This is a genomic window from uncultured Mailhella sp., from assembly GCF_947631555.1.
Lineage (GTDB): Bacteria > Desulfobacterota > Desulfovibrionia > Desulfovibrionales > Desulfovibrionaceae > Mailhella.
This window is the reverse complement of sequence record NZ_CANRLT010000081.1, coordinates 1-10,757: the sequence shown is the minus strand read 5'-3', so window position 1 is coordinate 10,757 and position 10,757 is coordinate 1. Positions and strand designations below refer to the sequence as shown.

The window sequence follows — 10,757 nt, the reverse complement described above, 5'->3', positions numbered from 1 at the left end:
TGAGCGTTTGGAAGAAGAGCCAGAAGGAAGAGGCCATATATGAAAAAAACTCCCGTCGACCATGCAGGAGGAATCATGGCCGGAGGGAGTTCGGTACGGATAAAAAGCGCGATCAAATCCGAAAGAAACAAGATTTTTTCGGATTTTTTTTGAATCTTCCCAACTATCAGTAATATATGGGGAAAAGAAAGCGGAAGGAAAGAAAATGGATAATAAAACGGATAATTAACTGGGGGAACACCAGGGCCAAAAACGTCAGGGTCAGGCTCGGGTATTTTTACATATCTATAAGAAATTAATGAAAAAGTATCTCTAGGGCATTCTAGGGATTTATATATGAGGGACTCTCTCTCTCTCTCTCTCTCTCTCTCTCTCTCTCTCTCCAGTCGGAACGCCGCCGATCAACACTGAGCCACCGCCGGAAGGTCTGCGATGATTCAGCTCAATTTTCTTGACCGTGGCGCTGAACCTGTCGTCATGCGCCCGGAGTGCGTTGAGCACCGTCCAGACCACAGCAAAGCGGTTATCGTCTTCCAACACTTCTTCCGGCGAGACCCCGGCAGGAATAAGTACCGGAATGATGATGTAGCCATACTTCTTTCCTGGAGCAGTGCGCATGACGCGCCCCACGGACTGAACCACATCAATCTGCGAATTGCGTGCCGAAAGGAATAGCACAGCGTCCAGTGAAGGCACGTCCACACCTTCGGAAAGACAACGCACATTGGTCAAAATGTGGCAATCATGGCTATCGGAGGACGCCTCGGTAAGCCATGCCAGTTTCTCACCCCGCATAGGGGCGCTCATGGTTCCATCAACGTGCTCGGCGGAAACGGTTACCAGTTCCTTACGTTCCTGTTCTGACAGGCTGTCATAATAGCTATCTTTAAATCCGTTGAAGACAGAACTAATTTTTTTGGAAATCTTGATGTTCTGGCAGAAAGCCACGGCCTTGTGCATAGGTGAGGGGTCTGAGGCTTTCAGCAATCCTTCGTCAACCAGCATACGCTTGGAAAGCGCGTTTATGCAGCCGATGAGCTTGCTGGCATCGTCCGTGCTGATTTCTCTTTCTTTGTCCGCCACAGCTTCCTGAAGTGCCGGAGGTATCTGATTCTCACTCAGCGTCAGCACTAGCACCTTGTAGTCTGACAGCAGATTTTTATCTACGGCTTCACCAAAGCCAATGCGGAACACTTCTGGCCCGTACATGGCTTCATCATCCATAGAACATAGATAGGCCTCGGCTTCACGGGCCTTTTGTTTACTCGCTTCAGCATACAGGCGTGGAGTGGCTGTCATGTACAGGCGTTTTTTTGCCTTGATGAAGTCGTTATCATGTACCCTGACAAAGGCGGACTCATCTTCGTCTTTCAAGGTCACGCCCGTGGTGCGGTGTGCCTCATCACAGATGATGAGGTCAAAGTCACGATGAAACTTTTTCTGAGCCTGAGCCACTACCTCGATGGACTGATAAGTAGAAAAGACAACAGTCAGTCCGTCAAAATTTTTTCCGCTGTCGTCGCTGCGAAATTTTTCTGGATGTTGAATCTGGGACGCAATGCTCCGCACGTTCGTTGAAGCAGGAAGAGCCAAATCCACAACGCTGTAACCATCCTGCTCATCCTCTGCCTTTTTCTTAATCCTGCTGACTTCTGGATCGGAGCAGACACAGATAGGGAACATTGGAACGTCTGTTTCCGCCATCCATTCACGCAGTGTCTGACCCACAAGAGCGATAGACGGAGCCAAGAAAAGCACCAGTCCCTTGCCACCGGTTTCTTTTTCAGCAATTTTCAAAGCAGTAAAGGTCTTACCGGTGCCGCAAGCCATGATGAGCTTGCCGCGATTTCCATGCTGAAAATGCTCGTGGAAAGCGTCAAGCGCCTTCTGCTGGTGCGGTCGCAGCGACTTTTTTGCCGTTCTTGCCTGAGTGCCGGAAATGCCTTTCTCCAGAGCCTCCCAATCCACAGGCGAAGAATCCAGCTCAGCGAGATTAATCCGCTGAACCGGTGGTTCCTGATTTTCAAGGGCATTACTTGCTTCGCTGCCCCAGTTGTTGGTTGTAGACACCCATAACCGCACGGCGAACCGCGTTGTCTGTTTCTGGGCATCCTTGAAGTGTTTGCTGGATGTGGCCAAAAAAGTGTCCACGGCAGGCTTGTCTATCCGTGTCTTTTCATCATAGCACTTACACTGGATAGCCCAGTATTCATCTCCCACCGTCTGGGCAACCAGGTCAATGCCCGTATCCTTGCCACTGAACTGCTGTCTGTATGGGAAGTCATTCCAAAGCCAGACGTGCTGGAACATCTCTGCATACAACGGGTCGGTCTGCAAAAAAGCCTGAATCAGTCGTTCAAACCTAGCTCCCTTGTCACGTTCGGAAAAGGCTAGTTTGCGGTATCGGTCAAGCAGGTCGTGAAAGGTCATACGAGTATACTCCTTTACTTTAGAGATAGAATGTTTTTTCGATTATCACAAACAACCTGAAAAGAAAACTGAAAAAAGAGGCGGTACAGGGTGAACCTTCTCCCGCAGAACACAGCGTCCTGGGATAAGATGTTCTGCCTCGCGTTCAAGGCGGAGTTTGGTCACGGCTTTGGAAAGCCAGCTAGAGATTGAGGAAAAACGTATATTTTATGTCTAACCCTTTAACAAATATAAGGATATTCTTATGAAGAACAATTATTACAACTCCAAAGACACTGGTTCTGTAACAGTAAACGATCACAATAGCAGTATTAGCCATGTCTTAAAAGATATTAAAATTCAGTCTATTGTTCCAGAAATAATCCAGTGTCCGAATAACGAAAATGGATTTCACGCAATAGTCAAATCGACGATTACTACTCAAGACAATAAGACTATCTCTGAACTTGGGGAAGTGTACGCTTCAGACAGCCTTTCCAAGGCAGACGTATTAAAGGAAGCGCAAATCAACGCCTTGTCAGATGCAGCATCTATTATCCGTGCGATTCAGGATATAAATACTCATGATTATAAACCTGATAATGGCGGAAGATTTGGAATAAATAACAGCGCACCTGAGTTAGTATCGAAAAATACAAGTGATAAAAACAAGTTCAACGGTGGTGGAAATAAGCCAGCCAGTGACAAGCAAAAAAATCTCATTAATAGCCTTGCAAAGCAGAAGCAACTGTCTGCTGAAGAAGAATGTATGCAACTATGTAACGTCCATCTTAATAATCTCAGTGGCGCACAGGCTGATATGGTTATTAAGAAGCTCAAAGAAGAAGAAAGTATTTATTAATAGTATGGGAGAATTTGCATTGCACAATACAAATGGAGGTAGACAATGATCATTCCCCAACATCCAGGCTTTGAACTTGGCGAGAGGATTCAACAAAAGGGTATGACGATGTCCGATTTCGCAAGAGCTATCCATGTGTCTCCATCAAGAATAAGTGAACTTGTGGCTGGAAAACGCTCTCTTTCAATTGATAGCGCGTATAAAATATCGCAAGCCTTTAATACACCTATGAATTATTGGATGATGAAACAGATGGAATACGATATTTTCTACAAGGAACTGGCAGAGTCTGCATAATGGACTGTATTTGAGCATTGTTTTGTTATTCAAATTTTTAGAGATATATATTAAAAAGTGAACTATGGGAGGAGAAGACCATGCAGAACGCATGGTCTTCTCCTTTCTTAACGTTAAGGAGGTTTTATGTATCAGTCGGACGATATTTCAAAATTGGCACAGGCGATGCTTTTGGTTCAGGAACACCTTCAACCTGCCATCAAGGATGCCAACAATCCTTTCATTGGCAATGATTACGCTACTCTCAACAGTGTCATGGAATCCTGTCGTCATCTGCTCCTTCAACAGGGTATTCTGGTCACGCAGCTCCCTTGTCCTGCACCAGTCGAGCTGGGAACGGGACACATTGGCCTGGAAACACGCTTCGTCCATGTGGAGTCGGGGCAGTGGCTGTCCAGTACCGCAGTCATTCCCTTGCCCAAAAACGATCCGCAGGGACTTGGGAGTGCCTTGACTTATGCACGGAGATATTCCCTATGTGCCATTCTCGGCATCGTGACTGAAGACGATGACGGAAATGCCGCCTCAATGCCCGTAAAACAGGCACAAAAAGCCACAAGGCCCGTAGAAGCCTCTCAGAGGCAAAAAGGCACTTCGGAAAGCTCTTCATCCAAGGGAAAAATTTCATCGGCCTCAAATCGTCCCGTATCGTCTCAGCAAAATTTGCCGAACATCGACGGAGTGACTTTCCGCTCGGTTCAGGCAGAAGATGGCAGACCGTGTATTGTGGCAGCCGGAAAGACGCTTGAGAAAAAGGACTTGCTTCGGGCTTCTGGTTTTCGCTGGAACGCCCAGCAGAAAGTCTGGTGGAAGTATGCTGACGCGGCCTAGGCTGCGGAACCTGAACTCAACGAAGGGGTGTCTTGGAACAGAGACGCCCCTTCAAATTTGGAGGATTAGATATGACGGACAACTCTCGTGGCAGCAAGCTGCTTGACATTGTTAGAAGAGGTCTGTCGCGGCATTCAACCTTAACAACGGCGGCACTTTTAGGGAACAGGCTCGACTATGTGGGCATGAGCGACATTGGGGCATATCTCACCTGTCCTCGCATGGCGATACTGAATAAAATTCATGCGGAAAAGGGAACTGACGACCTTGCCAGGCTCATCACTCTGCAAAGGGGGCATTGGTTCGAGGAGGGCATTGCTGAGGCGTTTGGCTCGCTGAATCTTCCGATGGTGCGGCAGCTTGAAATAGATGTCACCACACACGGCATCCCGATCAAGGCTCATCTTGATTTCGTATTCGCAGCAGCCAGTCCCCCAACGGTACGCATACTGGAAGTCAAGAGCTGTCAGAAGATTCCAGACTCCCTGTATCCGTCCTATGAGCTGCAAGTCTACGGTCAGCTCGGGCTTCTCTCTCAATACTGGAAAGAGCCGGTGTTCAGTGTGAAGGATGCTTCGGGCAAATACTCTCTCCACGGCAAAACCTTCCCTGAACTGGCACACCATTTGTGGGGAATTGAGCTACCGAATGACTGGAGAAAGGTCGATAGGGAAGCCTGGGTACTTTGTCTTTCCATGACCGAAGCCAGAGCGATCGGGCCTTATGCGGCTTCTGATGAAATGCTCAATCTGGCTTTGAGTTCCGGAGTCAAGTGCTGGAACGGTCTCCAGATGCTCAAGTCAGGAACGCTTGCTCCGTCATCCATGCCAACAGCTTCAGGACTGAATTCCCTCTGTGAGCGCTGTGCGTGGAACAGCGATTGTCCGAAATTCTCAGGAAGCACGCATCCAGAGCTGGCTCCCCAGTTTGACGAATTGACTGCCTGGAAAGCGGAACGGGCGTCTCTGGATGAAAAAATCAAGGAGCGGGAGCTGAGTGTGAAGGAATGGTACGCCCATACCCCTGGCACGCAGGGTGGCTGGATTGAAGCGGGGAGTCAGAGGTTCAGGGCTATGGAAATAGCCGGCAGACGCATTCTGAACAAGGAAAGTCTGGCCGGGGAGCTGGAAGAACTTTTCGCAGACAAGGGGCTGGAGATTGATGTCCAGGCACTCCTTGCCCGTCACGAAAAGACAGGTGCGCCATCCACACGGCTTTTCATCAACACTATCAACAGACAGGAGAAGAAAGATGGGGTACAGGTCTGACGTTGGACTGGCTCTTGACCGGTCGGCAGTCATGAGTCTTCATCAGAAATTGAACGCTTTGGATAAAAACTCCGAGGCGTTTTCTGTTATCAGGGATTTTATCTCTGACGCCAGCAAGCACTATGAAGATTCTGATACCGGTGCAGAAGTGTACTTCTGGGAATATGTGAAGTGGTACGATGATTTTTCAGAGGTGGATTTTATAGAAAAACTCATGCTCTACCTTGCTGATGAAAGTTATCTGTTCATCCGCATAGGGGAGGACATTGATGACCTTGAAATCAGAGGGAGCTTCTATGGCAATCCTTTTGAGTTCGGTCTCATGAGAAGTATCACTCTGGAAGACCCCTCTGTGTGAGCGTGTGACTCAGGATTTCAAAGAACGGAAGCTGCCTCCAGCGCGTAGAACGCATCTTCAGCCGAGAGTGTTCTTCCGGCCTTCATCCCTTCAACCCCGCCCTGTTCCTCTTGTGGAGCAGGGCGCTGGCTTTTTAAGGAGGTTTTCATGTCTCTTACCCAGTTCGATGCCGGAACCTTGTTCAGCGGCAACGCGTCCGGCACCATGATTAACGGCTATGACACCCCATCGGAGTACACGCCGGCCCTTGACCCCTTCTATGTGTTCCACGGGAGCAGCCGTGATGTCATCGTCTGGCTGCTCATGCAGCATCCAGAACCGCTGTATCTCTGCGGGCCGACGTCCGCAGGCAAGTCCAGTCTGGTACGGCAGATTGCGGCACGGCTCAATTATCCCGTGTTTGAGGCTACGGGGCACGACAGGCTGGAGTTCCCAGACCTGGTCGGGCATCTCTCCGTCCAGAACGGCACTATGGTCTTTCAGGACGGGCCGCTCACAATGGCCATGAAACAAGGCGGCATCTTCCTGTTCAATGAAGCCGATCTCTGTTCCCCGGCAACGCTTGCCGGACTGAATACCATTCTCGATGGCTCTCCGCTGTGTATTGCGGAAAATGGCGGTGAACTGGTCGTCCCCGACCCCATGTTTCGTTTCATCGTAACGGCCAACACCAACGGCAACAGCGATGATACCGGACTTTATCAGGGCGTGGTGCGGCAGAACCTTGCCTTCATGGACCGCTTCATGGTGGTGGAAATGGGATACCCTACGCCGGAAGTTGAGCGGGACCTGCTTGATAGGATGTTCCCGCAGCTCACTTCGGAAGTAACGGCAAAGATGGTGGAGTTTGCCAATGATGTACGCAGAAACTTCATGGGAAATTCTACCAGTTCTACCGCTCATGACGCGCTGGAAGTCACGTTCTCGACACGCGCTCTTCTCCGTTGGGCCAGACTTGCCATAGCCTTTCAGCCGCTTGCCCAAAAGGGTATCTCGCCTATCCTGTACGCCCTCGACCGAGCGCTGGGATTCAGAGCTACGGCTACGAGCAGAACTGCGCTTCACGAAATGGCACAGAGGACGTTTCCTGCCGCTGTGAATATGGCAGAACCCAAAACCAACCATTAACCCCCTGGAGTTTATGATGGAAACTACGATGTTGAACACCCCCGTTCAGGTACTGGACAACATTCTGGCCCTTAACCTTAATATTACGCTTTGGTCTGCCCGCAGGAAGCTCACGGCGGAAGACTTCGGCAACGTGGAGCTGCCCCCTGAGGATTTGGCCTCGCTTGGCTCCAAGAAAATCTGTGATCCGGCTAAACTCAACGTGTTCAGCAAGCTCAAGGCACAGGCGTTCAGTCTTCTGGACAGGCACGGTGTCCGCTTCCTTTCCGGATGGGCCTTGCCGGAAGAAAAAGCTGAGGAAATCATTCAGAGTCTGTGCAAAATCCGCGATGAGTTCTTCATGGAGAAACAGAGCTTCCTCGCCAGCTACGACAGCGCCATCTCGGACTGGATTGAAAGGCATCCTTCGTGGGCCAGCATCATTGAACATTCCACAGTGAGCAGGGAATATGTGGATTCCCGTATGGGCTTCAACTGGCAGTTGTATCGCGTGCTGCCAGCTGGAATGGAAAGCGATGCGGTCATGCAGGACTCGGGATTGCCTGAAGAAGTAGAGAACCTTGGCAATACCCTGTTTTCAGAGATTTCCAGAGAGGCATCGGAAGTCTGGAAAAAGGTCTTTGAAGGCAAGACGGAAGTGACGCACAAGGCATTGTCTCCTTTGAAGACCATGAGGGCCAAGTTTGCCGGACTGTCCTTCATCGACCCGCATGTCGCCCCCGCCGTATCCATGCTGGATACGGTGCTCAGGAAAATGCCCAAACGCGGGACGCTTACGGGCAACGCACTGCTCACCCTCCAGGGGCTGGTGTGTCTGCTTAAAGACAAGGAGGCTCTGATTCGGCATACCCAGGCGCTGCTTACCTGCCCGGGAACGGAAGTCCAGCTCGATGATTTGCTGAAGAACTGCTGGAGGGACACTCCCGTTCTGGCACTGCCGTCTCCCGCCGTTCCCGCCCCATGCCTTGACAGCATGGGGTTGTGGTAAGGGAGTCTGCCATGTCTGCTGCATTCATGAATGCCATGCCCCTTGTCGCCTCCATGCTTGGTGACAAGCTCGGCGTGAAGGTTGTCATCGGGGCCTCGGATACGGCTTTGACCGACCATGACACCATCTATCTGCCGCCGCTTCCCATAGAGGATGAAGGAGAACTTCATCCTCTGGTCAGCGGATACATAGACCATGAGGCGGCGCACATCCGGTACACCGATCAAACCGTGCTGGAAATGAATAACCTCACACCGTTAGAGAAGACCCTCTGGAACAGCATAGAGGATTGGCGTGTTGAGCACGAAATCGTCAAGCGGTATCCAGGATGCCGTGAGCATTTTCTCTGGCTTATCCGGCATTTGTTCTTGAAGGATTCGGAAACAGAAAAGGCTGGGGAAAATGAATCCCCGGCCTTTTCTGTTCTGAACTATGTACTGCTGACGCTGCGTTCCTGGGACGTACCTGAACTCTCCCAGTCGTGCGGGCAGGAAGCGGAGCGCATGGAACGCCACTGGCCCGGCCTGCGTTCAAGGCTTGATACGGTTCTGAGGGATATTCCCGCAGCCTGTCGGTCAAGTCAGGATGCGCTGGATTTTGCCAGGAAGATTCTTCGGCACATCACAACGGAGGCACAAAAGGAGCAGAAGAAGGAAACGGATTCAGGAGTATCCCCCTCGGGAAATTCCAGAAGCACGGCCGAAGAAACATCCGACGCTCAATCAGAACAAAGCGAAGAAGGAAAACTGTCAAGCCTGGGCGACCTCTTACAGGCAACGGAAGACGACCTGCCCAACCTGATAGGCATACAGGCGGCAGAGCTGCTCGATAAGCAATGCCAGGCACAGGAAGGGATGAAGATGGCTGTGGAAGGAGCGCTCAACACCTCTGAGCTTCCCGCAGCACGGATTCAGGAAGTGCAGGCTCAGTCCAGAGCCTTGCAGACAAGGCTTCAGGGACTTCTGCAAGCTCAGGTCATGCGTCGTTCCTGTCCGTCTCGGCATGGAAAACTGTACGGGCACAGGCTGTACCGACTGTCCATTGAAGACCCGCGGGTCTTTCTGAAGACAGAAGAATGCGCTGGACTGAACACCGCTGTCCATATCCTGCTGGATATTTCCGGCTCGATGGTAGAGCGCATCGAACTAGCTTCTGCCGCCTGTTACACCGTGGCGCGGGCCCTTACCGCAATCCCCGGCATCTCGACCGGCGTCACAGCGTTTCCTGCAAACTACGGCAGAAATCTGGAGGTCTCCGTTTGTCCGCTCCTGCGGCACGGTGAACGGCTGGTGAACAGATTCGGCTTGCAAGCTCATGGAGGTACGCCTTTGACCGAGGCTCTGTGGTGGGTCATCAGGCAGCTTGCGGTATTGAGGAACAGCCGAAAAATCATCTTGATAATAACGGACGGCGAACCGGATCATTTCGATACGGCCAGCGAGACCATAACAACAGCTCAAAAGATGGGCATGGAGGTGATGGCAATCGGCATTAATGCCCCTTTAATCGGCAACCTGGTGGCACTCTCTGAAAACATTCTGACTAGTGACGAACTGGCTCCGGCCATGTTTCGGCTGCTTCAGCAAACGCTGCTTGAACACAGGAGGTAAAGCATGTTTTGGCTTGATGTAGCGCGTCTCATCGTAGCAACCATAGAAGAAATTCTTGACCGGATGGACGGGTAGAGTAAGGGACGCCTCCCGGAGCTTGATTCCGGGAGGCGTCATATTCTTCAAAAATCCTTGCAAAGATGAATCTCTGGAATGTGTTTTTTTTATCCAAGAGGGATATTACCGCACTGTCAGATTAACAAGTTATGCGCACTAGATACCTCTTGCGCTGCACTTGTTCCTTCGCTAAGATAGCCCAATGGAACACGAACGACTGCCGCACGACCCGGCCTATAAACAGTTTTTCAGCAATCCCGCGATGGTGGAATCCCTGCTTCGGGAGTTCGTTTCGGCGGATTTTGTCGCCGATCTGGACTTTTCGACGCTGGAGCGCTGTGCCGGAAGCTATGTGACGGACGACCTTCGGGAACGTCATGACGACATCGTCTGGCGTGTCGGCTGGAAGAACGGTACATGGTGCTATGTGGTGTTGCTCCTGGAATTCCAGAGTACGCCCGATCACTGGATGTCCCTGCGGATGCTTTCCTACACTTCGCTGCTCCTGCTTGACCTGGTCAAGACGGGCAGAATCAAGGAAGGTGAAGGCTTGCCTCCGGTGTTTCCCATTGTTATTTATAATGGGAGCCGTCCGTGGAAGGCTCCACAGGATGTGGAAGAACTCTTCGCCCTCATGCCGGAAGGCCTGAAAGCCTACTGCCCCAGACACCGGCATTTCTTGCTGGATGCAAGCAGTGTGTCCGAGGATACGCTTGAGTCGGGCAGCGGGCCGGCATCGATGCTTGTGAGACTGGAGCGGGCACAGGATCTGGAGCAGGTCCGCGATGTCCTGAAAGAGCTGGCACAGTATCTTCAGGGTCCGAAGTACTTGGATTTGCGCCGGGCGTTTACGGTTTGGCTGGAACGGATTATCCTGAAACGCGCAGGAGTAACGGGAAAAATTCCCGAATTTCAAGATTTGCAGGAGATGGCCGCCATGTTGGAAGAA

The 10,757-nt window shown here is 51.0% G+C and carries 10 protein-coding genes; 9 read left to right on the top strand and 1 reads right to left on the bottom strand.

Annotated elements, in window-relative coordinates; translation table 11 throughout:
* Positions 1-330: 330 nt before the first annotated feature.
* Positions 331-2,430, bottom strand: a complete 2,100-nt coding sequence (locus tag Q0Z94_RS09875) for a DEAD/DEAH box helicase family protein (RefSeq protein ID WP_298069265.1) — start codon at positions 2,428-2,430, stop codon at positions 331-333.
* Positions 2,431-2,674: 244 nt separating this feature from the next.
* Between Q0Z94_RS09875 and Q0Z94_RS09870 the strand changes: the two genes are divergently transcribed.
* From Q0Z94_RS09870 to Q0Z94_RS09830, 9 genes are all read left to right on the top strand, one after another.
* On the top strand, positions 2,675-3,271 hold the full coding sequence (locus Q0Z94_RS09870; protein ID WP_298069263.1) for a hypothetical protein: 597 nt from the start codon (positions 2,675-2,677) through the stop codon (positions 3,269-3,271).
* 45 nt (positions 3,272-3,316) lie between these two features.
* Entirely contained in the window at positions 3,317-3,568 is a 252-nt protein-coding gene (locus Q0Z94_RS09865; RefSeq protein WP_298069261.1) for a HigA family addiction module antitoxin, read from the top strand.
* Between the two features lie 126 nt (positions 3,569-3,694).
* A complete protein-coding gene (locus Q0Z94_RS09860; RefSeq protein WP_298069259.1) occupies positions 3,695-4,399 on the top strand; it encodes an ERF family protein in 705 nt (234 codons plus the stop codon).
* A gap of 71 nt (positions 4,400-4,470) precedes the next feature.
* Positions 4,471-5,667: a hypothetical protein gene (locus Q0Z94_RS09855; RefSeq protein WP_298069257.1), complete on the top strand. Its 1,197-nt coding sequence runs from the start codon at positions 4,471-4,473 to the stop codon at positions 5,665-5,667.
* Positions 5,651-6,025, top strand: coding sequence for a hypothetical protein (locus tag Q0Z94_RS09850; protein ID WP_298069255.1), 375 nt, complete (start codon positions 5,651-5,653; stop codon positions 6,023-6,025). Before Q0Z94_RS09855 ends, Q0Z94_RS09850 begins: the two co-directional genes overlap by 17 nt.
* Positions 6,026-6,172: 147 nt before the next feature.
* Entirely contained in the window at positions 6,173-7,153 is a 981-nt protein-coding gene (locus Q0Z94_RS09845) for an AAA family ATPase (RefSeq protein WP_298069253.1), read from the top strand.
* A 16-nt stretch (positions 7,154-7,169) separates the two neighbouring features.
* A complete protein-coding gene (locus Q0Z94_RS09840) occupies positions 7,170-8,141 on the top strand; it encodes a DUF3150 domain-containing protein (protein ID WP_298069251.1) in 972 nt (323 codons plus the stop codon).
* 11 nt (positions 8,142-8,152) lie between these two features.
* Positions 8,153-9,751: a VWA domain-containing protein gene (locus Q0Z94_RS09835; RefSeq protein ID WP_298069249.1), complete on the top strand. Its 1,599-nt coding sequence runs from the start codon at positions 8,153-8,155 to the stop codon at positions 9,749-9,751.
* Between the two features lie 259 nt (positions 9,752-10,010).
* The coding region (locus Q0Z94_RS09830) for an Rpn family recombination-promoting nuclease/putative transposase (protein WP_298069248.1) at positions 10,011-10,757 on the top strand (747 nt) is incomplete at its 3' end.

Excerpts from the sequence above, each read along its gene's own strand:
- Q0Z94_RS09875 (WP_298069265.1), bottom strand. The coding sequence starts at position 2,430 with ATGACCTTTCACGACCTGCTTGACCGATACCGCAAACTAGCCTTTTCC.
- Q0Z94_RS09870 (WP_298069263.1), top strand. The coding sequence starts at position 2,675 with ATGAAGAACAATTATTACAACTCCAAAGACACTGGTTCTGTAACAGTA.
- Q0Z94_RS09865 (WP_298069261.1), top strand. The coding sequence starts at position 3,317 with ATGATCATTCCCCAACATCCAGGCTTTGAACTTGGCGAGAGGATTCAA.
- Q0Z94_RS09860 (WP_298069259.1), top strand. The coding sequence starts at position 3,695 with ATGTATCAGTCGGACGATATTTCAAAATTGGCACAGGCGATGCTTTTG.
- Q0Z94_RS09855 (WP_298069257.1), top strand. The coding sequence starts at position 4,471 with ATGACGGACAACTCTCGTGGCAGCAAGCTGCTTGACATTGTTAGAAGA.
- Q0Z94_RS09850 (WP_298069255.1), top strand. The coding sequence starts at position 5,651 with ATGGGGTACAGGTCTGACGTTGGACTGGCTCTTGACCGGTCGGCAGTC.
- Q0Z94_RS09845 (WP_298069253.1), top strand. The coding sequence starts at position 6,173 with ATGTCTCTTACCCAGTTCGATGCCGGAACCTTGTTCAGCGGCAACGCG.
- Q0Z94_RS09840 (WP_298069251.1), top strand. The coding sequence starts at position 7,170 with ATGGAAACTACGATGTTGAACACCCCCGTTCAGGTACTGGACAACATT.
- Q0Z94_RS09835 (WP_298069249.1), top strand. The coding sequence starts at position 8,153 with ATGTCTGCTGCATTCATGAATGCCATGCCCCTTGTCGCCTCCATGCTT.